This window comes from Micromonospora sp. NPDC004336, assembly GCF_053602615.1.
Genome location: NZ_JBSGDY010000111.1, coordinates 1 through 21,046, shown reverse-complemented (window position 1 = coordinate 21,046; position 21,046 = coordinate 1). Strand labels below are relative to the sequence as shown.

The window sequence follows — 21,046 nt, the reverse complement described above, 5'->3', positions numbered from 1 at the left end:
GCGGGAGGTGCACTCCCCCCGCCCCGGTCACGTCGCGTTTTCAGGCGCTGATCTGCTTGCGGCCGTCGCCGTTGGCCGTGATCGTGACGCGGCGGGGCTTGGCCCGCTCCGCCACCGGGATGCGCAGGGTCAGCACGCCGTGCTCGTAGCCGGCCTCGAGCTTGTCGGTGTCGAGAGTGTCGCCGAGAAACAGCCGGCGGGTGAAGGTGCCCATGGGGCGTTCGGCGGCGACCAGCTCGACGTTGTCGCCGGTGGGCCGGCGCCGCTCCGCGCGGACGGTCAGCACGTTGCGCTCCACCGTGCAGTCGATGCTGTCCGGGTCGACGCCGGGAAGGTCGAACGCCGCGTAGAACCAGTCCCCGTCGCGGTAGGCGTCCAGCGGCATGACCGCCGGGCGGGCGGTGGTGCCGAAGAACTGCTCGGTGAGCCGGTCGATCTCACGGAACGGGTCGGTGCGCATCAACATGGTCCTGCCTCCTCGGTTCTCCTGGCCGAAGGTCCTTAGTTGAGTCTGGGCGACTCAACTTCCTCTTCTTGTTTAGCGCGCGGCGCGGGAGTCGTCAACTCCGGGGCCTCCTCGAACCAGGACCGCCGGGCCGGTCAGGCGCGGCGCGCCGGGAGCAGGGGGATCAGCGCCGCGGCCACCGCCAGGTGCATCGCGCCCAGGGCGGCCTTGGCTCCGCCGGTCGCGTCCGTGGCGACGACCGGAACGAGGGAGAGCAGCGCCAGCACCACCGCGACGACCGTCCAGACGACACCGGCCCGCCGGCCGAGGAGGCGCTCCAGCACGACCAGCCCGGCCCAGCCGACCAGGGCGGAGCCGAGGGAGAAGACGAGGACGGGAGCGAGCCCGACGGTGAAGGCGGGCTGGCCCGGGTTCTCCACCGTGTAGTCGACGCCCGCGATCGCGCCGGCGATCCAGATCAACGCGGAGGCCGCGACGGCGGCGCCGACGCCGAGGGCTCGGCGGCGGACGGACGGGGTGGTGGGGACGGTTTCTGCGGTCGCGCTCACGGCTGCTCCTGGGTCAGGGGGACACCAACAGATGCGACCGTATCAGATCGTCCCGGCCGAAACTATCTAGCGCGGAACTAACACTCGACGCGACCGCCGGGCCCGCAGTCGCCCGCGCCGCTGAGCCGGCCGCCGACCAGGCTCTCGATCGACCTGACGAAGACCGCGCGATCCTCCTCGGGCAGCGCCGCCAGCACGTCCTGCTGGATCCGGGCGGCGATCCGCTGCGCGGAGTCGAGGACCTTCTCCCCCTCCGGGGTGACCTCCACCAGGCGGGCCCGCCGGTCGCTGGGCGACGGGCGGCGCCGCGCCAGGCCGGCGGTCTCCAACTGGTCGAGGGTGACGACCATCGTGGTCTTGTCGATCCCGCACAGCTCCCCGAGCTGGCGCTGCGTCAGCCCGCCCTGCCGGGCCCTGAGCAGCACGCAGTGCGCCCGGGGCGAGATGCCGAGCTCGGCCACGCCCGCCGCGTGCTCCGCCATCAGCGCGTGACTGGCCCAGGAGAGCATGAACATCAGGTCAGGGGTGCCGCCCGGCGCGCACGAGGTCATGCGCCGAGGCTAACAAGATGCTCCGGCGGCAGACGGTTCGCGGCGCGGACGTTCAGTCGCCGACGCGCCAGTAGACGCCGTGCTCGCGGGCCAGCAAGCCCTCGTCGACCAGGTACCGCCGCACGGTCACGTGGTCGGAGCCGCCGCCGGCGCACCAGCCGCGCAGCACCTCGTCCACCGCCCGCTCCGGATAGCGCACCCCGGGCTCGAAGGACCTGGCCACGCGGGCCAGCACCACCCGCCGCCGGCCGCGCTGCGCCGGCAGACCGACCAGCGCGTCGTCGCGCACGAACGTGCGCAGCACCCGGTCGGCGGGCTCCCCCTCCGGCCGCGCGACGGCGGGCGTGCGGGCGGCCTCGCGCAGCCGGTCGACGTCCACCCGCAATCCGCCGTCGACGCCGGCCACCAGGCCCGCGTCGACCAGCCGCCGGAGCGCGGTGACGACCTGCCGCGCCGCGAGGCCGGTCCGCTCGGCCACCGCCGAGGCGTCGGCGCCGCCCAACACGATCGCCGCGAAGACCTGCCGTCGTACGTCGTCGGCGAGCGCCCCCGCCAGAGCCTGCGCTGTCATGCCGGCCACCCTGCCAGCAGCCGTACGACCGCCGCCACGGCATTTCGCCGTCGACCGCCTGCGGTCAGCCGCGCGGCTCCTCGGCGCGCCGCACGATCCGGCGCAGCAGGTCGGACAGCAGGCGCCGCTCGTCGGGGTCGAGGGCGGCGAGCAACCGCCACTCCTCCGCGCCGCGCACCTCCATGGCCCCCTGCCAGGCCGCCCGGCCGGCGTCGGTGAGTTCGACGTCGACCCGGCGCCGGTCGGTGACGGACGGGATCCGGCGCACCAGCCCTCGCCGCAGCAGGCCGTCGACCCGGGCGGTGACCGACGCGGGCGCCATCGCAAGGTCGCGGGCCAGGTCGGAGGGGGCCGCCCGGCCCCGCCGGCCGGCGAGGGCCTGCAGCGTGTCGAACTCGTGCCCCTGCAGGTCGAGCCGGGCCAGAACGCGTTCCTTGTCCTCCCGCAGGTGTCGGGTGAGGAACTGCATCCGGGTCACCGCCCCCTCGACGTCCGGATCGAGATCGGGCAGCACGACCCGCCAGCGTTCCACGTGCTGGTCGATCCGGTCGCGGGCGGTCATGCCGATCACCCTATGCCAGCCAGCAATCTTCGTTGTCGAACTATTCGATGTCGAAGTAGTCTGCTGGCATGCCTCATCCCCTCCGGAGACGCTCGTTCCGGCTGCTCTTCCTCGGGCGCACCGTCTCCGCCGTCGGCGACGCCGTCGTACCGGCCGCCCTGGCCCTCGCCGTGCTCCGCGCGACCGGCTCCACCGGCGCGCTCGCCGTCGTGCTGGCCTGCGCGATGCTCCCCCGCCTGCTCCTGCTACCCCTCGGCGGCGTGCTCGCCGACCGGCTCGACGCCCGCCGCGTCGCGATCCTCGCCGACCTCGTGCGCTGCCTCTCGCAGCTCGTCGTCGGTCTTCAACTGCTCGGCCAGGCGTCGCTCGGCGTGATCGCGGTGGCCTCCGCCGTCGGCGGCGCCGCGGCCGCGTTCGCCCTGCCCACCGCCTCGCCCCTGGTCGCCGGCACCGTCGAGGCGAGCCAGCGGCAGCAGGCCAACGCGCTGCTGGGCGTCACCGCCAACGCCAGCCGCCTCGCCGGCCCCGCGCTGGCCGGGGCGCTGATCTGGGCCGCCGGCCCAGGCTGGGCGTTCGTCCTCGACGCCGCGACGTTCGCGCTCAGCGCGTTGCTGCTCACGGTCGTCCGGGTCCACCACGTCCCGGTACCGAGACGCAGCATCCTCGCCGACCTCGCGCACGGCTGGCGGGAGGTCCGCAGCCGCGACTGGCTCTGGACCAGCCTGATCGGCCACGGCGTCTGGAACGGGGCCGCCGCCGTCCTGACCACGCTCGGCCCGGCGATCGCCGTGCGACGCCTCGGCGGCGAGGACGTCTGGGTGCTGATGCTGCAGGCCGGCGCGGTCGGCATGCTCGCCGGCGCACTGCTCGCCGCCCGGATCCGGCCCCGCCGCCCGGTGCTGCTGGCCAACCTCGGGCTCGCCGGCTACGCCGTGCCGCTGATCCTGCTCGCCGCCGCCGCGCCCGCCCCGCTGGTCGTCGCCGCCTACGGGACAGCGCTGGCCGCCCTCGGCTACCTCAACCCGGTGTGGGAGACCGTCGTGCAGGGACAGATCCCGCCGCCCGTCCTCGCCCGGGTCGCCTCGTACGACTGGCTGGTCTCACTGGCGGCGATGCCGGTGGGCTACGCTCTCGCGCCGATCACGGCGCGTGCCTGGGGCGATTCGGTGCCGCTGCTCGTGGCGGGCGCGCTGGTCCTCGTCGCCTGCGCCGGGACCGCCGCCGTGCCCGGGGTGCGCCGGGTCACCGACACGCCGGCGCCGCGCGGCGACCCGGTGGCCGCCGCGCGGTGAGCGCTCAGAGCTGGTGGCCCGTGGTCGCGTCCACGTGGTCGGGCACCGGGTCGTGCCGGTCCCCGACGCTCAGGGTGCCCGCCGGCTCGAACATCAGGATCGACGCGCCGCCCGGCGACGACGGCCGGTGCTCCACCCCGCGCGGCACCACGTGGACCGCGCCACGGGGCAGCACCACCTCCCGCTCGGCGCCCCCGTCGCCGTCCCGCAGGGCGATGCGCAACTCCCCCTCCAGGACCAGGAAGAACTCGTCGGTGTCGTCGTGGGCGTGCCAGACGTGCTCGCCGGCCACCTTCGCGACCCGTACGTCGTAGTCGTTGACCCGCGTGACGATGCGCGGGCTCCACAGCTCGGTGAAGCTGGCGAGCGCGCCCGCCAGCTCGATCGGCTCGTTTCTCATCCGGCCATCCTCGCCGCGCCGGCAGTCGCCTGTCAGCCCCGGCGGACCGTACGCGTCAGCGGCGGATCAACCCGCGCGCCCGGGCGGCGGCCACCGCCGCCGTACGCGAGTCGACCCCGAGCTTGCCGTAGACGTGGACCAGGTGCGTCTTGACGGTGGCCTGACTCAGGTGCAGCCGCCTGCTGATCTGCTGGTTCGACAACCCGTCGGCGACGAGTTGGAGGACCTCGGTCTCGCGGCGGCTCAGCGCCGTGCCCGGGGCACGCATCCGGTCGATCAGCCGGTGGGCGACCGCCGGGGCGAGAGCCGACCTGCCGGCCGCGGCGGCGCGCACCGCGGCGGCGAGCTCCTCCGGCGGGGCGTCCTTGAGCAGGTAGCCCGCCGCGCCGGCCTCGACGGCGGCGAGGATGTCGGCCTCCGTGTCGTAGGTGGTCAGCACCAGCACCACCGGGCCGTCGGGGCGCGCGGCGATGGCGGCGGTGGCGTCGGCGCCGTGCATGCCCGCGCCGAACTGGAGATCCATCAGCACCACGTCCACCCGGTCCCGGTCGGCGAGCGCGACGGCCTGCTCGGCGGTGGCGGCCTCGGCCACCACCTCGAAGTCCGGTTCGGTCGCGAGAACGGCGCGCAGACCGGCACGTACGACCGGATGGTCGTCGGCCAGCAGCAGCCGGATCGGTCGGCTCATGCGGTCGCCGGTGTCCCTTCGGTCGTCGGCCGGGCGAAGCGGACGGCCAGCGCCGTGCCCCGGCCGGGCGTCGACGCCACGGTCAGCGTCCCGCCCAGTTCCTCGGCCCGCGCCCGCATCGCCGCCAGCCCGAACCCGCCGCCCTCGGCGACGTCGTCGGGGTCGAAGCCGCCCCCGTCGTCGGCCACGTCGAGGACCACGCCGCGCCCGCCGTAGCGCAACGTCACCTCGGCGCTGGTCGCGCCCGCGTGGCGTTCCGTGTTGGCCAGCGCCGACTGCGCGATGCGCAGCAGCGCCACCTCGTGCGGGGTGGGCAGGCGCACCGCCGTACCGTCCAGCCGGAAGCGCACGGCCAGCCCGGACCGGGCGGCGGTCGTGGCGCACAGCCGGCGCAGCGCCGCGGGCAGCGAGCCGCCGTCGAGGCCGGGCGGGGCCAGGGCGCGGACGAACCGCCGGGCCTCCGCCAGGTTGTCCTGCGCGGTCCGGCGGGCCTGCTCGACGTGCTCGGCGGCGACGTCGGTCCGCCCCGGCAGGGCCCGCTGGGCGGCACGCAGCAGCAGTTGGATGCTGGACAGCCCCTGCGCGAGGGTGTCGTGGATCTCGCGGGCGAGCCGCTCCCGTTCGGCCAGGACACCGGCGGCGTGCTCGGCGGCGGCCAGGTCGGCGCGGGTGGCGGTCAACTGCTCGATCAACCGCCGGCGCTGCTCGCTCTCCCGGTACAACGCCTGGTAGCCCAGCACGGTGCCGACGGAGACGCCGGCGCCCAGGACAGGGCCGAGGACCGCACCGGGCGTGACGGCCCCCTGGTGACCGAGCACGCCGCCGACCGCCGCCACGGTCGTCGCGGCCACCGCGAGGACCCCCCACCGTGTCGGCAGCAGGTGCAGGTGCAGCAGGAACAGGGGGAACGCCAGCCACACCCCGTCGGGCGTGAGGCCGAGCAGCACCAACCACCCGGCGGTCAGCACCGCCAGCCACGCCGCCGCCGCGCGGCGGGACCGGCGCACCGACGGCAGCGCGGCGCCGACCGCGTAGCCGCCGGCCACCGCCAGCACCGCGGCGAACACGGCGGCGCGGTGCGACGCCGGCCCCGCCAGGGCACGTACGGCGACCACCGCGAGCAGACCCGCGACCAGCAGGTGCAGGCAGACGCGCAGCACCCGCAGCGGCCGGGCGAGCGATTCCGGGTTCACGATGCCTCCAGGCTAGGGCGCGCACGGCCGCCGCCATCAACCAAAGGGTTGATCCTGACCTGCGCACTTCGACGCGCCGGATGCGATCCGCCGCGCGATGCCGGCCGGCGGTGGCCGGGCGAGGGTTGGTGCCGGGTCGCCGCCGCGGCCCGCCCGCCCGCCCGCCAACGGAAGGCTGATGCGCTCGTGTTCGTCGCGTGGAGAGATCTACGGTTCGCCAGGGGCCGGTTCGCCCTGATGGGTACGGTCGTCACGCTGATGACGCTGCTGGTCGTCCTGCTCTCCGGCCTGACCGCCGGCCTGGGCCGGGACAGCACCTCGGCGATCACCGACCTGCCCGCCGAGCACCTGGCGTTCGCCGCCCCCGCCGGTGGGCAGGCGCTCTCCTTCACCGAGTCGACCGTGACGGCGCGGCAGTGGCGGCAGTGGCACGCCGTGCCGGGGGTGACGCGCGCCGACCCGCTCGGCATCGCCACCACGAGGGTCAGCGCCGGCGACCGCACCGCCGCGCTGTCCGCGTTCGGGGTCGCAGCCGACTCGCGGCTGGCCCCCGGCCCCGTCGGCGCCGGACAGGTCGTGCTGTCGCGCGGGGCGGCCGACGCCCTCGACGCCCGCCCGGGTCAGGAGGTGACCGTCGGCGGGCGGCGGCTGACCGTGGCCACGGTGGCCGGCGACGCCTCCCACAGCCACACCCCGGTCGTCTGGACCGACCTGACCGACTGGCAGCGCCTCGCCCCCGGCGCGACCGCCGACTCCGCCACCGTCATCGCGCTGACCACCGCCGGCGACGTCGACCTGGCCGCCGCCGACCGGCAGGCCGGCACCCGCACCGTCACCCGCGCGGCGGCGCTGTCCGCGATCGGCTCGTACACCGCCGAGAACGGCTCGCTCCAGCTCATGCGCGGCATGCTGTTCGCGATCTCCGCCCTGGTCGTCGGCGCGTTCTTCACCGTGTGGACCATCCAGCGCGGCCCCGACATCGCGGTGCTGAAGGCGCTCGGCGCCACCACCGGCCACCTGCTGCGCGACGCACTCGGACAGGCCCTGGTGCTGCTGCTCGCCGGAACGGCCGCCGGCACCGGGCTGGCGGTGACGATCGGCGCGGCGGCGTCGGGCACGGTGCCGTTCGCGCTCACCGGCGGATCCGTCCTGCTGCCGGCCGCCGTGATGGTGGCCCTCGGCGCCGTCGGCGCCGCCCTGTCCGTACGCCGCATCACCTCCGTCGACCCGCTGACCGCCCTGGGGAGCGCCCGATGAGCCTGGACCTGACCGACGTCACCCTCACCTACCCGGACGGCGACGCCCGGCTGACCGCGCTCGACCGGGTCAGCCTGCGCGTGCCGGCCGGCACCACGACCGCCGTCGTCGGCCCGTCCGGCTCCGGCAAGTCGAGCCTGCTGGCGGTGGCCGCCACCCTGGTCACCCCCGACTCGGGCCGGGTCGTCCTCGCCGGCGCCGACACCACCGGCCTGAGCCGCCGGCAGGCCACCGCCCTGCGGCGCGCGAAGGTCGGGATCGTCTTCCAACAGCCCCACCTCATCGCGTCGCTGACCGCCGCCGAACAGCTGGAGGTGATCACCCACCTCGGCGGCGGCCCGCGCCGGGCCGGCCGCGAGCGCGCCGCCGAACTGCTGGCCGCCGTGGGGCTGACCGGGCAGGCCGGCCGCCGTCCGCACCAGCTCTCCGGCGGGCAACGCCAGCGGATCAACATCGCCCGTGCCCTGATGAACGACCCGGCGGTGCTGCTCGTCGACGAGCCGACCAGCGCGCTGGACCACGAACGCGGCGCGGCGATCGTCGACCTGCTCACCGGGCTCACCCGGCAGCGCGGCACCGCCACCGTGCTGGTCACCCACGACCGGGGCCACCTCGACCGCGTCGACGCCGTCGCCGAGATGGTCGACGGCCGCCTGCGCGTACCCACCCGGACCTGACCGGTTCGCTGCCCGGTCAGGGGCCCTCCGCGCGGCGGCGGCCAGCCCGGGGATCACCGGCGCCGCGCCGCCGCGCGGGGCCCGGGCGCTGCGCGCCGCCGCCGCGTACGGCAGAGTGGCACCGACGATCGAGGGGCGGCCCGACGGGCCGGTGACGGGAAGGCGGTGGCCGTGGAGGGTCCGACCGGGGTGGTGTTCCCGACAACCGACGCGGGGCGCAGCACCTCCGCGCTCGGGCGGGCGGTCGTCGCCGACGCCCTGCGCGCCGTCGATCCGGTGGGCGCGCGCTCGGCCGAGCACGAGACCAACTGGCGGCACGGCTACCTCGGGCACTTCCGGCGGCTCGTCGAGGCGGGCCTGCTCTCCCGCGACGCCGCGGTGACGATCGCCCGGGACGGGCTCGCCTCCCTGCACCGGCGGATGACCGTGGTGCGCGCCGACGGCACCGAGACCGGCCTGGGCGAGGTGTTCGCCGCCCCCGCCGACGCCGCGCCGCTGCACACCGCGACGGTCGCCGGCACCGCGGAGGCCGAGCGCGAGCTGTCCCTGCCGTACCGGGGTCAGCGGCTGCGCGGCGACGACCTGCGTCGCCGGCTCGACGCGTGGGTCGCCGCCGGCGTCGTCGAACCGTCCTGCGCCGACGCGGTACGCGCCGTCATGGCCAACCCGGACTGGCTCAACCTGCGCGACCAGCGCGTCGTGGTGCTCGGCGCGGGCGCCGAGATGGGCCCCCTGCCGTCGGTGCTGCGCTGGGGCGGCGACGTGGTCGCCGTCGACCTGCCGCGCCCGGAGATCTGGCGACGCCTGCTGCACACGGCGCGGCGCTCCGCCGGCCGGCTCCACCTGCCGGTGCCGGCCGGCACCGACCCCGACGACGGCGCGCTCGCCGCCCACGCGGGCGCCGACCTGCTGCACCACCTCCCGCGGGTCGCCGACTGGCTGCTCGGCGTCGACGGCCGGCTCGTGCTGGGCAACTACGTCTACGCCGACGGCGCGACCAACGTCCGGGTCGCCACCGCCGTCGACGCGCTCACGCTCCGGTTGCAGGAGCGCCGCGACGACGTGGCGCTGGCGTTCCTGGCCACCCCCACCGACGTCTTCGCCGTGCCCGGCGACGCGGTGCGGCACGCCGAACGGGGCTACGCCGCGCGCGGCGTCGTCCGGCGGTCGCTGCGGGTCGCCTCCGGGGGCAGGCTCCTGCACCGCAACTACCCGCCGGACGCCGATCCCGGCGTCAACGACAGCCTCGTTCCGCAGCAGGGTCCCAACTACGCGCTGGCGAAACGGCTCCAGCGGTGGCGGGCGACGGTGGCCCGGGACGCGGGGGCGACGGTGTCGTTCGCGGTGGCGCCACCCACCCGCACCCGCTCGGTGGTGCGCAACCGCGCCCTCGCCGCCGCGTACGCGGGCGCGCACCGCTTCGGCATCGAGGTGTTCGAGCCGGCCACCAGCAACACGCTGATGGCCGCGCTCCTGGTGCACGCCCTGCGCACCGGCGGCCCGGCGCTGCCGCACCCCTGGCAGGACGAGGCGTACGGCGCCGCGCACGGCGGGCTGTGGCGGGTGCCGTACGCCCCGCGCAGCGCGCTGGGCCTCGCCGTCCTGCTCGGCTTCGGCGGCGCGCGCGCCTGACCCGCCGGGGCGCACCGCCCCGCGCGGCGCCTGGCCGGGCCTCCGGTGTCGCTCCACCAGGCTCGCCGGTGATGGCTAACAGCTCGCCGCTGCCGGCTTACGGCTGACGGCTGTTCGCTGGTGGCCGGCGGCGGCTGGTGGCTCAGCCCAGGTCGAGCCGGTCGGCCAGGCCGGCCCGGGCGAAGGCGTCGACGACGTCGTCCCGGCCCTCGGTGAAGTGCGCCCAACTGTCCACGTGCACGGGCACGACCCGACGCGCCCCCAGGATGCGGGCGGCCTCGGCGGCCCGGGCGCCGTCGAGTGTGAGCAGCTCGCCGTCGAACATGTGCGTGCGCACGGCCCCGGCGAACAGTACGGCGGTGTCGACCGGCCCGAACCGGTCGGCGATCTGCCGGACCAGATCCAGCGCGGCGTTGTCGCCGCTGACGTAGACCGTGGGCAGGTCGGCGGCGGTCAGCACGAACCCGATGACCTCGCCGGTGATCGGCTCGCAGCCCTCCGGCCCGTGCCGGGCGGGCACGGCGGTCACGGTCACCGTGCCGCCGCCGGGGCGCTCCAGCTCGACGGACTCCCAGGGCGCCAGGCCCCGGGCGGTGCCACCGAGCCGACCCGCGCCGCCGGTGGTCGTGACGGTGAGGGGAACGTCGGCGAGCAGGGCCCGACCGGCGTTGTCGAGGTTGTCCGGATGCTCGTCGTGGGAGAGCAGCACCACGTCGACCGGGCCCACGCCCGCCGGAGTGTCGGAGGCGGGAGCCGTCTTGGTGAGGACCCCGCCCGGGGCCTCCGGGTAGTCGCCGGGGGCGTCGAAGGTCGGGTCGGTCAGGAACCTGAGCCCGCCGTACTCGACGAGGGCGGTCGGGCCGCCGACGACGCGGACGGGGACGGCGGTGGTGCTGGTGTCGGTCACGATGGTTCCTCACGGTAGAGGGTTCGATTTGCCGTGAGAAACGTAGGCGACCATCACGGTAAAACGCAAGATGTAACATGAGAGGCGTGACGGAATCCGCGATCGTCGGGGCCGCCGGCCCGAATCAGGCGCCGGGTGCCGATCAGCACGTCTCGCTGGACTTCGCCAACAGCGCCCTGGTCCTCCCCGGCGGCCAGCCCCTCGATCTCCTCGGCACCCCCGGAGACGCCGCGCGGTGGCTGGTCGAACGCCAGCTCACCCCGCCCGGAACGGGGCTGCGGGAGGTGTGCGCGGGGCGGCTGCGCGCGCTGCGCGAACAGACACGAGCGCTGATCGCCGCCCGGATCGACGGGCGCCCCGCCCCGACAGACGCCCTCGACACGATCAACGACGCGCTGACCACGGCGCCCGCCGCGAGCCTGCTGTGCTGGGACCAGGCCCGCGGCCTGCACCGCGCTCCCGCGCACCCCGTCACGCAACTCGTCGACCACGCCATGGCGGTCCTGGCCGCCGACGCCGCCGACCTGCTGACCGGCCCGCACGCCGAGCGCCTCGCCGCCTGCGGCTCCGCCCCCTGCACCCGCTACCTGCTGCGCACCCACGCCCGCCGGCACTGGTGCTCCATCCGCTGCGGCGACCGCGCCCGCGCGGCCCGCGCCTACGCCCGGCGCACCCGCGCGGAGACACGCTGACCCCGGAGCGCACCCGTTCGACGCGGCAGGCCCGAGGATACGCGCCCACCGCCGGCGGACGCGTAGCACACGGTCAGTGCCTTCCCGCAGCGACTCGGCGCGGCCGTCAGTGCGCTTCCAGGACGAAGAAGAGGAAACAGATGAAGGCCTTCCGGTCGCCCAGCTCGGGCGGAAGGAGCTCGCGCGGGGTGTCGGGTGCGAAGGGAGGCTCACTGATGACCGCGATGCGGAAGCCGGCCTCGGTGAACGCGTCGCTCATGGCGTGCAGGGGCCGGTGCCAGAAGGTCAGCACCGCGCGCTCGTCGCCGAAGGTGTACTCGTCCGAGTACTCGGTGACGGAGAAGTAGTCGGCGCCGGGGTCGCTCGCCTCCAGGACGCGGGGGTGGTTGACCGACAAAAGGAGGCGGCCACCGGGCCTCAGTACGCGCCGCAGCTCGGACAGTGGCGCCTTCCAGTCCCGCAGGTAGTGCAGCACGAGCGAGGCGACGACGTCGTCGAACGCGCCGTCGTCGAACGGTAGCGGCTGACCGAGGTCGGCCACCCGCAGGTCGGCGTCCTCACCCAGCCGCTTTCGCGCCAGCTCGACCATCGCCGGGCTGGCGTCGAAACCGGTGACGACCGCGCCCCTCGCACGGAGGGCCTCGAAGAGGGGCCCGGAACCGCACCCCGCATCGAGTATCCGACGGCCGTGGACATCGCCGGCGAGCCTGAGCATCGCCGGCCGCTCGTAGTGGGCGTTGAAGAGGCCCGACTCGTTTTCCCTCGCGTAGCTCTCGGCGAAGCCGTCATAGTGGTCGGCCCTCATCAGGTCCTCGCTTCTGTGGGTGCTCGTCGGGCCGGTCGATGGTGCCACACGTCGTCGAGTCCGGGTCCGTGCCGCAGCGGCCCCACCCAAGGCGTCAACACCGGGTGGGACGGGTCGTTCAACTTGACGCCTCCGCACGAGCGCCCTCCCGCGCGAGGAGGTAGCGGGCGGCTGCCATGAGCGCGTCGGGTGAGTCCTGGAACGCGCCGAGCCCGACGGCGCACTCGCCGCAGAGCAGGCCACGTACTTGCCGCGAGTCGTGGCAATGGTCGACGACGAGGCGAAACGGCTCAGCGGTCGGTGTGCCGTCAAGTCGTGGCCGGCCCCCGGACCTGACCTTCAGGTCGCTCTCGTGCCTACCGCAGATGGCGCACCGGTAGTCCTGGGCCGCACGCCGCGCGTCGTACTCCTGCGGCCGGATCCGGTAGAGGGACCAGAGGTTGTCGGCTCGGATCTTGTCCGGATTGGCCCTGCGGTTCTTGTGGTTGTTGGCGCGGGCGTACTCGCGGCACGGTGCGCACGAGACCAACTCGCGGCCGGCCTTCAGGAAGCTCTCGATCGGTCGGGTCTTCTCGCACCGACGGCACACCTTGGACACGTAACAACAATACTCCATATTGTTGTTACCCAAGAACAGTCATTATGGTGCGCTGCCGTTCTGTCCTATTTGTCCGCACCGTCTATCGAATTACTGTTACCGGTAATCCAATAATCTCGGCCGAGGGCGCGCCGTCGGGGCGACACGTGGACAGCCGAATCCTCTTTGCCCCGGCGCCGGCCGGCCTGAAGGATGCGGATCGTGAAGGTCGGGATCCGACCCGTTCAACTCCTTCGGTTTCTGACTCCTCTCTGGAAGGGTGGCGAACTCTCATCGACAGTCAGCAGGAACAGGCCGATCCGAGGCAGGCGCTCCACGAGCTGGTCCTGCGGCTGGACGGCGATCAGGACCCCGGTCGCCGGCGGCGTACCGCGCGACTGGTCGAACAGCTCGCGAGGCCCGCGGCCGGGTTCCTTCAGCCCCGGTTCGAGGAACTGCTGCGTCGGTACGTTGCCGCCGGTGACTCCGTCGCTCGCGATCAGATCGCGCGGGTGCTGGCGGGGGCCTGCGGATCCGCCGCGTTGCCCGCTTTGTCGCGGGCACTCGTCGGGGACCGCGACGACGACGGCGACACGCTGCAACGTGACGTCCTCAAACTGTTCAGGGACTCGCCCACGGAGGCGTTGGCGCAGGCCATGTCGTGCCTCGCCGCCGAGGATCCCGGTCTGCGTCGGGTGGGGGTGTGGAGCCTGAGCGTTCTCGACTGGAGCCAGCGGGACGAACACATCGAGCTGGTCGTCAAGGCCGGGTCCGACGTGGACTCGTCGGTGCGAGCCGAGGCGGTGAGTGCGCTGGGGTCGGTCTTCGGAGCGGGTCACCCCCGGGCTCGGGAAGCGGTCGTGGCCGCGGTCGGCGACGTTGACCCCGAGGTCAGGCGCTGCGCGGTGGAGGCCCTGCGCTCGTGGTCCGACGACGAGGCGGAGGCGCTGTTGCCGGCCTGCGCCGACGACCAGGACAGCCGGTGCGATCGGTCGCCCGGGCGCCCTGACATCTTCTGACGGCTCGTCGCGCGGGGGCTCCGGCCGCACGGAGCCGTCCCCGGCACGCGCCCTGCGCGTTGCCCGTCGTTTGAAGGTTGCGCGCCGTCATCCAGCGCAGAGCGCGCAAAGGGTTCACCCGGTGGTTCAGGAATACGGTTGAGTTCATGACTGCTGGCACCAGAGACACCGTCCACGCCCTCGAGGCCGCGACCGTCATGCGGCTGCTCCCGACCCGGCCCAGGCTGCTCGCCCTGGGCGAGCCCACCCACGGCGAGGAGACCCTGCTCGGCGTACGCAACGAACTGTTCCGGCAGCTCGTCGAGCAGGAGGGCTACCGGACGATCGCCGTCGAGAGCGACTGCCTGACGGGCCTGGTCGTGGACGACTACGTCACGTCCGGCAGGGGCTCCCTCGACGAGGTCGTGGAGCGCGGCTTCAGCCACGGATGGGGCGCCTTCCCGGCCAACCGGGAGCTGGTGCGCTGGATGCGCGCGTACAACGAGGACCGGCCCGCGTCCGAGCGACTGCGCTTCGCCGGGTTCGACGGCCCGCTGGAGATCACCGGCGCGGCGAGCCCCCGGCGGGCCCTCACCGCGCTCCACGACCACCTCGCCGCCCGGGCCGACGCCGACCTGCTCCCCTGCACCGCCGACACGCTCGACCGGCTGCTCGGCGACGACGACCGGTGGACCGAACCCGCCGCGATGAGGGACCCCTCCCGGTCCGTGGGGCGGACGCCCGAGGCCGCGCGGCTGCGACTGCTCGCCGACGACCTGGTGGCGCTGCTCGACGCGCAGGCGCCACAGCTCGTCGCGGCGTCCACCCCGGACGAGTGGGACCGGGCCCGCCTGTACGGGCGCACCGCCACCGGCCTGCTGCGCTACCACTCCCGCATGGCCGACACGTCACCCGGGCGCATGGCCGGACTGCTGGCCGTGCGGGCCTCGATGATGGCCGCCAACCTGCTCGCCATCGCCGAGCGGAGCCCGGCGCTGGTCAACGCGCACAACGGCCATCTGCAGCGGAACGAGAGCGGGATGCGGATGGGCGGCCGGCCGGTGCGGTGGTGGAGCGCCGGCGCGATCGTCGACGCCCGCCTGGGCGACGGGTACGGCTTCGTCGCCACGGCCCTCGGCACGATCCGCCACCACGGCGTGGACGACCCACCCCCGGACACGGTCGAGGGGATGCTGTCCGCGCTCCCGGAGGACCGGTACGTCGTCGACGCCCGCCGGCTGGCCGCGGTCCTGGGCGACGCGGCACCCGCTCCCCGCGTGTCCCCCTGGTACGGCTACGCGCCGCTGGACCCGGCGCACCTGACCGACGTCGACGCGATGGTGTTCGTCCGGGACGCCCGGCAGGGCTAGGCAGGGTGCGGCGGCAGCGCGCCGGGACCCGGTCGACCGGAGCGTGCCGGGCTCACGCGCGGAAGGTCCGGCGGTAGGCGTCCGGCGGCACGCCGACGGTGCGGTGGAAGTGGCGGCGCAGCGTCGTCGCCGTGCCCATCCCCGCTGCCGAGGCGATGGTGTCCACGCTGTCGTCCGTGGCCTCCAGCAGCTCCTGCGCGCGGCGGATCCGCTGCGTCAGCACCCACTGCAGCGGGGTGGTGCCGGTCACCGAGCGGAAGTGGCGGGCGAGGTGGCGTGAGCTCATGTTCGCCTGGCGGGCCAGGTCCTCCACCGTGAGCGGCTGGTCCAGCCGCCGCATGACCCAGGGCAGCAGGTCGGCCAGGGGATGGTCGTCCTCGGCGGGCACGGGCGTGGTGACGAACTGGGCCTGGCCGCCGGCCCGGTGCGGCGGCACGACCAGGCGGCGGGCGAAGACGTTGGCGACCGCCGAGCCGTGGTCGCGGCGGACCAGGTGCAGGCACAGGTCCATCGCCGCGGCCTTGCCCGCGGAGGTGAGCACGCTGCCGTTGTCGACGTAGAGCACGTCCGGGTCCACCAGCACCCGGGGATAGCGCGCGGCGAGTTCCTCGGTGTGGGCCCAGTGCGTGGTCGCCCGCAGCCCGTCCAGCAGGCCCGCGGCGGCGAGCACGAACACGCCGGTGCACAGCGAGACCACCCGGGCGCCCGACTCGTGGGCCGCGCGCACCGCCTCGACCAGGTCGGCGGGCGGAGCCACGTCGACGTCGGCCAGGGCGGGCACGATCACGGTGTCGACGTCGGCCAGCCCGTCGAGCCCGCAGTCCGGCTCCAGCAGGAACCGGCCGACCCGCACGGCGTGCGTGCCGCACACCCGGACGTCGTACCAGGGGCCCGGCAGGGCGGCCGGGGCGGAGCCGAAGACCTCGTAGGCCAGGGCCAACTCGAAGTGCAGCATCCCGTCGGTGGCGACGACGGCGACGGAACGGGGGGCGGGGCTCACGTCGGGGATTGTATGGGGCGTGCCGTTGCGGACACCGCCGCGGTCGGCCCGTCGGCGGCGTCCCGGCGGAGTGCCAGGATGGGATCATGGACGCGGGGGAACTGCACGGGAGGAAGGCCGAACAGGACGCGATCGCCGAACTGCTGACGGCGGCGCGGGCCGGCACCAGCTCGACGCTGGTGCTGCGGGGCGAGCCGGGCATCGGCAAAACGGCGCTGCTCGACCACGCCGTCGCGGCGGCCGGCGACATGCGGCTGCTGCGCGGCACGGGCGTCGAGTCCGAGGCGGAGCTGCCCTTCTCCGGGCTGCAACTGCTGCTGCGTCCGGCGCTCGGCCACCTCCCCGCGCTACCCGACCCGCAGCGCACGGCCCTGGAGGCGGCGTTCGGGCTCGGGCCCGCGGCCGGCTCCGAGCCGATGCTGGTGGGGCTGGCGGTGCTGTCCCTGCTGGCGGAGCACGCCGACGAGACGGGACTGCTGTGCCTCGTCGACGACGCGCAGTGGCTCGACCGGGCGTCGCGCGAACCGCTGCTGTTCGCCGCCCGCCGCCTGCACGCCGAGGGCATAGTGATGATCTTCGCCGCTCGGGACGGCGAGGGCTGCTTCCCCGTGCCCGGCCTCGGTACCGGCGCCGCCCGCCTCGACCGCGTGGGCGGCGTCGCCCGCGTGGCCCGCCTCGACCGCGTGGCCGGCGGCGGTCGCTCCGCCGTCGGTGGTCGCTGCGGGGTCGTCGGCGGGCAGCTCACGGGTGCCCTCGGGGCCCGTGCGAGCGGGCGCTGCGGGGGAGGACGTGGGCTGCCCGGTGGGCGCCGGATCCCGGCCCTGGTCCGGGCCCGGGGTGCTCCCGTCGGCCGGCCGGTCCGGGCCCGGCTGCGGCTGCGGCATCGCGGCAATCTCCTCTCGCGCCGGTCCGAGGTTAGTACCGACGTGCCAACGCGGCGATCCCGCCCACCGCCGGCGAACCGCACGGCGGGCGGCGGGGCAGCCAGAACGACCGCCCCGCCGGGCGTTGGACAGCGGAACCGGCGGCGTGGGACCACAGGACCGGCGGGCGCGGGGCCACAGGACCGGCGGGCGCGGGACCACAGGGCCGTCCGGGGGCGGACGGCGCGGCGGCGGCGTCCGCGCGGTCGCCCCCGGCGGGGCGCGTACCCTTGGGCATCATGAGCGTCCCGTCCACCACGCCGCGCCCCGTCGCGACCAATTCGGTCTGGCCCCGGCTGGAGCCGCTGCTGCCCCAGGTCACCAAGCCCATCCAGTACGTCGGTGGCGAGCTGGGCGCGGTGGTCAAGGACTGGGACTCGGCGGCCGTGCGCTGGGCGCTGATGTATCCCGACGCCTACGAGGTCGGCCTGCCCAACCAGGGCGTGCAGATCCTCTACGAGGTGCTCAACGAGCTGCCCGACGTGCTCGCCGAGCGGACGTACGCGGTCTGGCCGGACCTGGAGCGGCTGATGCGCGCCCACGGTGTGCCGCAGTTCACCGTCGACGCGCACCGCTCGGTGCGCGACTTCGACGTGTTCGGCGTCTCCTTCTCCACGGAGCTGGGCTACACCAACCTGCTCACCGCGATCGACCTGGCCGGCATCCCCCTGCTCGCCGCCGACCGCACCGACGCCGATCCGGTGATCGTGGCCGGCGGTCACGCGGCGTTCAACCCGGAGCCCATCGCCGACTTCGTCGACGCCGCCGTGCTCGGCGACGGCGAGGAGGCGGTCCTGGAGATCACCGGGATCGTCCGGGAGTGGAAGGCAGAGGGCTCCCCGGGCGGGCGCGACGAGCTGCTGCTGCGCCTGGCCCGCACCGAGAGCGTCTACGTGCCGCGCTTCTACGACGTGGACTACCTGCCCGACGGCCGGATCCAGCGGGTCGTGCCGAACCGGGCGGACGTGCCCTTCCGGGTGCACAAGCGCACGACGATGGACCTGGACGCCTGGCCGTACCCGAAGAAGCCCCTGGTGCCGCTCGCCGAGACGGTGCACGAGCGGTACGCGGTGGAGATCTTCCGGGGCTGCACCCGGGGCTGCCGGTTCTGCCAGGCCGGCATGATCACCCGTCCGGTGCGCGAGCGCTCGATCACCACGGTCGGCCAGATGGTGCAGCAGGGGCTGGAGTTCTCCGGCTTCCACGAGGTGGGGCTGCTGTCGCTGTCGTCGGCCGACCACTCCGAGATCGGCGACATGTGCTCGGGCCTGGCCCAGCAGTACGAGGGCACCAACGTCTCGCTCTCGCTGCCGTCGACCCGCGTCGACGCGTTCAACATCGACCTCGCGCAGGAGCTGTCCCGCAACGGGCGGCGCACCGGTCTGACCTTCGCCCCGGAGGGCGGGTCGGAGCGGATCCGCAAGGTCATCAACAAGATGGTGTCGAAGGACGACCTGATCCGCACCGTCGTCACGGCGTACACCAACGGCTGGCGGCAGGTGAAGCTCTACTTCATGTGCGGCCTGCCCACCGAGACCGACTCCGACGTCCTCGAGATCGCGGACATGGCCCACGAGGTGATCAGGGCCGGCCGGGCCGCCACCGGGTCCAAGGACATCCGCTGCACGGTCTCCATCGGCGGGTTCGTGCCGAAGCCGCACACCCCCTTCCAGTGGGCCTCGATGGAGCGGCCGGAGGTCATCGACGGCCGGCTCAAGCTGCTCAAGCAGGCGATCAACTCGGACCGCTCGCTGGGGCGGGCGATCGGCTTCCGCTACCACGACGGCGAGCCCTCGCTGATCGAGGGCCTGCTCAGCCGGGGCGACCGCCGGGTCGGCGCGGTGATCCGCAGGGTCTGGGAGAACGGCGGCCGGTTCGACGGCTGGAGCGAGCACTTCTCCTACCAGCGCTGGGTGGACGCGGCAGCCGAGGTGCTGCCGGCCTTCGGGGTCGACCTCGACTGGTACACGACCCGCGAGCGCGACGAGCTGGAGGTCCTGCCCTGGGACCACCTGGACTCCGGCCTGGACAAGGACTGGCTCTGGCAGGACTGGCAGGACTCGCTGAGCGAGTACGAGCAGGACGACTGCCGGTGGACCCCGTGCTTCGACTGCGGCGTCTGCCCCTCGATGGACACCGAGATCCAGATCGGCCCGACCGGGAGGAAGCTCCTCCCGCTCACCCCGGTCAACGGCCTCAAGCTGCCCACCGGCGCCCAGCAGTAGCCGTCGCCCCCCCGCCCGGGCCCCACACCGTTGATCATGGAGTCGGTGGCGGCCGGTCGTGGCGTCGGTGGCGGTGCCGCCGCGCGTCGTCGACAATGACGCCATGATCAACCAATACTGACCGAACGAGGAGCACGACGATCAGTAGGAAACCACAGCCAGAGGGCGGCCAGGCGCCGGTCGTCCAGCGCGTCCGGATCCGGTACGCCAAGCGCGGCCCACTGCGCTTCACCTCCCACCGGGACTTCGCGCGGGCGTTCGAGCGGGCCCTGCGCCGGGCCGGCGTGCCGATCGCCTTCTCCCAGGGCTTCACCCCGCACCCCAAGATCTCGTACGCCAGCGCCGCGCCCACGGGGGTCGCGAGCGAGGCGGAGTACCTGGAGATCGGCCTCCGGGAGCCGGTCGACCCGCAGGAGCTGCGCGCCGCGCTGGACGCCGCGCTCTCGCCCGGGCTCGACGTGCTCGACGCGGTCGTGGCCGGCGGCGGGAGTCTTGCCGACCGGATCGAGGCGTCGCACTGGCGGATCGAGCTGCCCGAGGTCGACCCCGCCGTCCTGGAACGTGCGGTTTCCGCCTTCACCGCCGCCGACGAGGTGCTGGTGGAGCGCATGACCAAGCAGGGCCGCCGCACGTTCGATGCCCGGGCTGCGGTGATGAACATCGATGTCGTGCCGCCGACGGAGACGCCTTCCGGGGCCCCGGCCGTACCGTGTGCGATACTCGAACTGGTCGTGCGGCAGGTCACCCCCGCCGTGCGGCCCGATGACGTCCTTTCCGGCCTCCGCGTGGTGGCCGACCTGGAGCCGCCGGTCTCCCCGAGGGTGATCCGGCTGGCGCAGGGCACGCTGACCGCGCAGGGCGCGATCGCGGATCCGTTGGACGCGGACCGCGACGGGGCAACCATCGGTGGACGCTGACCGTCGGTCGGCGTCCAGGCAGGCAGACTTCGGCGGTCGCGCACCCTGCGCGCCCGGCGGAAACACTTTTGCGGCGACCCTGCGTGGCAGCGCTCACCCGCGCCCGGGGCAGCCAGAACTGGAGAACGTCCATGCTCGAGAACGAGCCCGAGGGCGGCGAACGGACCGGTTCACAGCCGGCCGACGAGACCGCTGACAACAGCACCACCGGGAACGCGACTGGCGCCCCGAGCGGCACGGGAGCGCAGGACGCGGCCACCGGCACGGCCGACGCCGGAGCGACGGAGGCGGGACAGGCGCCCGTCGCGCCGGCCCGGCGGCGTACCACCCGGCGGCGCACCGCGCCGCTGAACCAGCCGGAGCAGACCGAGGCGCCGGTCGAGGCGTCGACCGCCCCGGTGCCGGGCAGCGCCGAGGCGCCCCAGGCCGAGGTCCTCGCCCCGGTCTCCGGTGACCTCGACGCCGCCCCGAAGACGACGCGCCGCCGCCGCAAGGCCACCACCGCCAAGGCCGCCGGGGAACCGGCGTCGACCGCCGAGGAGCAGGCCGCCGGGGAGCCGCCGGCCACGGCGGGGGAGGCCCCCGCCGAGACCGCGCCGCCGGTCAAGGCGACCCGTACCCGCCGGAAGAAGGCCGCCCCCGCGGCGGCCGAGCCGGCCGCGCAGGCCCCGGCCGACGTCGCCGGGCTCACCACCCAGGTGGCCGCGCTGAAGCGCCCCGACCTGGACGCGATGATGGAATACCTCGGCGCCGACTACTACGTCACCGGCCGGGAGGGCGAGCGCCGGCAGGTCG

General features: G+C 74.6%; 22 protein-coding genes and 1 pseudogene. 11 read left to right on the top strand and 12 right to left on the bottom strand.

Annotated elements, in window-relative coordinates; all coding sequences use genetic code 11:
* Positions 1 to 40 precede the first annotated feature (40 nt).
* The 5 genes from ACWENR_RS21100 to ACWENR_RS21080 form a co-directional block, all read right to left on the bottom strand.
* Positions 41 to 466 carry an Hsp20/alpha crystallin family protein gene (locus tag ACWENR_RS21100; RefSeq protein ID WP_452278685.1) on the bottom strand — a complete coding sequence of 142 codons (426 nt, stop codon included), beginning with the start codon at positions 464 to 466 and terminating at the stop codon, positions 41 to 43.
* Positions 467 to 600: 134 nt separating this feature from the next.
* The gene (locus ACWENR_RS21095) at positions 601 to 1,014 is read right to left on the bottom strand and encodes a DUF6069 family protein (protein ID WP_452278684.1); all 414 of its coding nucleotides are present in this window, start codon (positions 1,012 to 1,014) and stop codon (positions 601 to 603) included.
* Between the two features lie 77 nt (positions 1,015 to 1,091).
* Positions 1,092 to 1,565: a MarR family winged helix-turn-helix transcriptional regulator gene (locus ACWENR_RS21090; RefSeq protein ID WP_452278683.1), complete on the bottom strand. Its 474-nt coding sequence runs from the start codon at positions 1,563 to 1,565 to the stop codon at positions 1,092 to 1,094.
* A gap of 52 nt (positions 1,566 to 1,617) precedes the next feature.
* On the bottom strand, positions 1,618 to 2,136 hold the full coding sequence (locus ACWENR_RS21085; protein WP_452278682.1) for a DUF2087 domain-containing protein: 519 nt from the start codon (positions 2,134 to 2,136) through the stop codon (positions 1,618 to 1,620).
* A 64-nt stretch (positions 2,137 to 2,200) separates the two neighbouring features.
* Positions 2,201 to 2,698, bottom strand: coding sequence for a MarR family winged helix-turn-helix transcriptional regulator (locus ACWENR_RS21080; RefSeq protein WP_452278681.1), 498 nt, complete (start codon positions 2,696 to 2,698; stop codon positions 2,201 to 2,203).
* A 68-nt stretch (positions 2,699 to 2,766) separates the two neighbouring features.
* Between ACWENR_RS21080 and ACWENR_RS21075 the strand changes: the two genes are divergently transcribed.
* Entirely contained in the window at positions 2,767 to 3,990 is a 1,224-nt protein-coding gene (locus tag ACWENR_RS21075) for an MFS transporter (RefSeq protein ID WP_452278680.1), read from the top strand.
* Positions 3,991 to 3,994: 4 nt separating this feature from the next.
* On the opposite strand, the gene ACWENR_RS21070 is transcribed toward ACWENR_RS21075, so the two are convergent.
* From ACWENR_RS21070 to ACWENR_RS21060, 3 genes are read right to left on the bottom strand one after another with little or no spacing between them, the layout of a single operon-like run.
* Positions 3,995 to 4,390: a cupin domain-containing protein gene (locus tag ACWENR_RS21070; protein WP_452278679.1), complete on the bottom strand. Its 396-nt coding sequence runs from the start codon at positions 4,388 to 4,390 to the stop codon at positions 3,995 to 3,997.
* A 55-nt stretch (positions 4,391 to 4,445) separates the two neighbouring features.
* Positions 4,446 to 5,078 (bottom strand): response regulator, encoded by a 633-nt coding sequence (locus ACWENR_RS21065; RefSeq protein WP_452278678.1) that lies wholly within the window; start codon positions 5,076 to 5,078, stop codon positions 4,446 to 4,448.
* On the bottom strand, positions 5,075 to 6,271 hold the full coding sequence (locus ACWENR_RS21060) for a sensor histidine kinase (RefSeq protein WP_452278677.1): 1,197 nt from the start codon (positions 6,269 to 6,271) through the stop codon (positions 5,075 to 5,077). Before ACWENR_RS21060 ends, ACWENR_RS21065 begins: the two co-directional genes overlap by 4 nt.
* A gap of 237 nt (positions 6,272 to 6,508) precedes the next feature.
* Between ACWENR_RS21060 and ACWENR_RS21055 the strand changes: the two genes are divergently transcribed.
* The 3 genes from ACWENR_RS21055 (at position 6,509) to ACWENR_RS21045 (ending at position 9,837) form a co-directional block, all read left to right on the top strand.
* Entirely contained in the window at positions 6,509 to 7,528 is a 1,020-nt protein-coding gene (locus ACWENR_RS21055; RefSeq protein ID WP_452278676.1) for an ABC transporter permease, read from the top strand.
* Positions 7,525 to 8,205 carry an ABC transporter ATP-binding protein gene (locus tag ACWENR_RS21050; protein WP_452278675.1) on the top strand — a complete coding sequence of 227 codons (681 nt, stop codon included), beginning with the start codon at positions 7,525 to 7,527 and terminating at the stop codon, positions 8,203 to 8,205. Before ACWENR_RS21055 ends, ACWENR_RS21050 begins: the two co-directional genes overlap by 4 nt.
* Positions 8,206 to 8,376: 171 nt before the next feature.
* Positions 8,377 to 9,837 carry a hypothetical protein gene (locus ACWENR_RS21045; protein WP_452278674.1) on the top strand — a complete coding sequence of 487 codons (1,461 nt, stop codon included), beginning with the start codon at positions 8,377 to 8,379 and terminating at the stop codon, positions 9,835 to 9,837.
* A gap of 142 nt (positions 9,838 to 9,979) precedes the next feature.
* On the opposite strand, the gene ACWENR_RS21040 is transcribed toward ACWENR_RS21045, so the two are convergent.
* On the bottom strand, positions 9,980 to 10,744 hold the full coding sequence (locus tag ACWENR_RS21040) for an MBL fold metallo-hydrolase (RefSeq protein ID WP_452278673.1): 765 nt from the start codon (positions 10,742 to 10,744) through the stop codon (positions 9,980 to 9,982).
* A 77-nt stretch (positions 10,745 to 10,821) separates the two neighbouring features.
* Here ACWENR_RS21040 and ACWENR_RS21035 point away from each other — a divergent pair, with 77 nt between their 5' ends.
* The gene (locus tag ACWENR_RS21035) at positions 10,822 to 11,436 is read left to right on the top strand and encodes an ABATE domain-containing protein (RefSeq protein WP_452278672.1); all 615 of its coding nucleotides are present in this window, start codon (positions 10,822 to 10,824) and stop codon (positions 11,434 to 11,436) included.
* Positions 11,437 to 11,542: 106 nt separating this feature from the next.
* Here ACWENR_RS21035 and ACWENR_RS21030 read toward each other — a convergent pair whose 3' ends face one another.
* Positions 11,543 to 12,241, bottom strand: coding sequence for a class I SAM-dependent methyltransferase (locus ACWENR_RS21030; RefSeq protein WP_452278671.1), 699 nt, complete (start codon positions 12,239 to 12,241; stop codon positions 11,543 to 11,545).
* 118 nt (positions 12,242 to 12,359) lie between these two features.
* Positions 12,360 to 12,872 carry an endonuclease domain-containing protein gene (locus ACWENR_RS21025; RefSeq protein WP_452278670.1) on the bottom strand — a complete coding sequence of 171 codons (513 nt, stop codon included), beginning with the start codon at positions 12,870 to 12,872 and terminating at the stop codon, positions 12,360 to 12,362.
* A gap of 113 nt (positions 12,873 to 12,985) precedes the next feature.
* On the opposite strand from ACWENR_RS21025, the gene ACWENR_RS21020 reads away from it, so the two are divergent.
* Together ACWENR_RS21020 and ACWENR_RS21015 are read left to right on the top strand one after the other, a co-directional pair.
* Entirely contained in the window at positions 12,986 to 13,837 is an 852-nt protein-coding gene (locus tag ACWENR_RS21020) for a HEAT repeat domain-containing protein (RefSeq protein ID WP_452278669.1), read from the top strand.
* Between the two features lie 146 nt (positions 13,838 to 13,983).
* Entirely contained in the window at positions 13,984 to 15,186 is a 1,203-nt protein-coding gene (locus tag ACWENR_RS21015; protein WP_452278668.1) for an erythromycin esterase family protein, read from the top strand.
* Positions 15,187 to 15,238: 52 nt separating this feature from the next.
* On the opposite strand, the gene ACWENR_RS21010 is transcribed toward ACWENR_RS21015, so the two are convergent.
* Positions 15,239 to 16,186 (bottom strand): helix-turn-helix domain-containing protein, encoded by a 948-nt coding sequence (locus ACWENR_RS21010; RefSeq protein ID WP_452278667.1) that lies wholly within the window; start codon positions 16,184 to 16,186, stop codon positions 15,239 to 15,241.
* Positions 16,187 to 16,272: 86 nt separating this feature from the next.
* Here ACWENR_RS21010 and ACWENR_RS21005 point away from each other — a divergent pair, with 86 nt between their 5' ends.
* The 4 genes and pseudogenes from ACWENR_RS21005 to ACWENR_RS20990 form a co-directional block, all read left to right on the top strand.
* Entirely contained in the window at positions 16,273 to 17,352 is a 1,080-nt protein-coding gene (locus tag ACWENR_RS21005) for an ATP-binding protein (RefSeq protein WP_452278666.1), read from the top strand.
* Positions 17,349 to 19,334, top strand: coding sequence for a TIGR03960 family B12-binding radical SAM protein (locus ACWENR_RS21000; protein WP_452278665.1), 1,986 nt, complete (start codon positions 17,349 to 17,351; stop codon positions 19,332 to 19,334). Before ACWENR_RS21005 ends, ACWENR_RS21000 begins: the two co-directional genes overlap by 4 nt.
* A 197-nt stretch (positions 19,335 to 19,531) precedes the next feature.
* A complete protein-coding gene (locus ACWENR_RS20995; RefSeq protein WP_452278686.1) occupies positions 19,532 to 20,251 on the top strand; it encodes a TIGR03936 family radical SAM-associated protein in 720 nt (239 codons plus the stop codon).
* A 131-nt stretch (positions 20,252 to 20,382) separates the two neighbouring features.
* Positions 20,383 to 21,046 (top strand): annotated as a pseudogene (locus ACWENR_RS20990) (hypothetical protein); the annotation flags it as partial.

Bases quoted from the DNA above. Each gene is read 5' to 3' on its own strand.
- ACWENR_RS21035 (WP_452278672.1), top strand. From the start codon at position 10,822: ATGAGAGGCGTGACGGAATCCGCGATCGTCGGGGCCGCCGGCCCGAAT.
- ACWENR_RS21070 (WP_452278679.1), bottom strand. From the start codon at position 4,390: ATGAGAAACGAGCCGATCGAGCTGGCGGGCGCGCTCGCCAGCTTCACC.
- ACWENR_RS21030 (WP_452278671.1), bottom strand. From the start codon at position 12,241: ATGAGGGCCGACCACTATGACGGCTTCGCCGAGAGCTACGCGAGGGAA.
- ACWENR_RS21015 (WP_452278668.1), top strand. From the start codon at position 13,984: ATGACTGCTGGCACCAGAGACACCGTCCACGCCCTCGAGGCCGCGACC.
- ACWENR_RS21075 (WP_452278680.1), top strand. From the start codon at position 2,767: ATGCCTCATCCCCTCCGGAGACGCTCGTTCCGGCTGCTCTTCCTCGGG.
- ACWENR_RS21055 (WP_452278676.1), top strand. From the start codon at position 6,509: ATGGGTACGGTCGTCACGCTGATGACGCTGCTGGTCGTCCTGCTCTCC.
- ACWENR_RS21080 (WP_452278681.1), bottom strand. From the start codon at position 2,698: ATGACCGCCCGCGACCGGATCGACCAGCACGTGGAACGCTGGCGGGTC.
- ACWENR_RS21050 (WP_452278675.1), top strand. From the start codon at position 7,525: ATGAGCCTGGACCTGACCGACGTCACCCTCACCTACCCGGACGGCGAC.
- ACWENR_RS21000 (WP_452278665.1), top strand. From the start codon at position 17,349: ATGAGCGTCCCGTCCACCACGCCGCGCCCCGTCGCGACCAATTCGGTC.
- ACWENR_RS21100 (WP_452278685.1), bottom strand. From the start codon at position 466: ATGTTGATGCGCACCGACCCGTTCCGTGAGATCGACCGGCTCACCGAG.
- ACWENR_RS21090 (WP_452278683.1), bottom strand. From the start codon at position 1,565: ATGACCTCGTGCGCGCCGGGCGGCACCCCTGACCTGATGTTCATGCTC.
- ACWENR_RS21005 (WP_452278666.1), top strand. From the start codon at position 16,273: ATGGACGCGGGGGAACTGCACGGGAGGAAGGCCGAACAGGACGCGATC.
- ACWENR_RS21065 (WP_452278678.1), bottom strand. From the start codon at position 5,078: ATGAGCCGACCGATCCGGCTGCTGCTGGCCGACGACCATCCGGTCGTA.
- ACWENR_RS21085 (WP_452278682.1), bottom strand. From the start codon at position 2,136: ATGACAGCGCAGGCTCTGGCGGGGGCGCTCGCCGACGACGTACGACGG.